The sequence below is a fragment of the Acinetobacter sp. UBA5934 genome (assembly GCF_002430855.1).
GTDB lineage: Bacteria > Pseudomonadota > Gammaproteobacteria > Pseudomonadales > Moraxellaceae > Acinetobacter.
On record NZ_DJDC01000161.1, the window covers coordinates 1 to 614 of the forward strand.

A 614-nucleotide genomic window follows, 5' to 3' on the forward strand; every position below is an offset into this window, starting at 1 on the left:
ATCTGCCCTAATTTTTAGGAAGATCGTCCTCAAAAATGGGAGACAAAAAAAAATCCTAGATTTAGGGGGAAACCTAGGATTGAAATCGGGGATATTTCTAGTTGTTATAAGATGGATAATCATCTACTTGAGACCAAGTATAGGAGGAAGATCTTAATTAATCATGTAGGTTATTGTATTCTAATGTATAGTTTTATTGACTAATGTATTTTTGGTTTACAGTTATTTCTAAATGTTAAAAATCAAATCTATTGATAAAAAGTAGAAAAACATCAAGCATAGAGAAGCATGGGCGTAATTTTTAGGCTTTAGATAATTAAAAAAGGAGCCTTTAAAAGACTCCTTTATGACATGAGGAACTACGCGCTTCGCTTGCTTTGCGTAAAATTCAGATCAGCTTAAAAAAAGAAATCCCCTATTTTTAGGGGATCCTTTTTAATGCCTGCCTACGCGGACTTCGTCCTTGATTTGCGTAATTTTTAGAGCAGCGCTCTATCTAATTACGCTCAGGCACAGCCTTCGCCTTGAATTCGGGTGGAGCAGTGCGCTTAAGCTAAAAAAGGGAATCTTTAGATTCCCTTTTGACAATCAAAACTACGCGCTTCGCTTGTCTT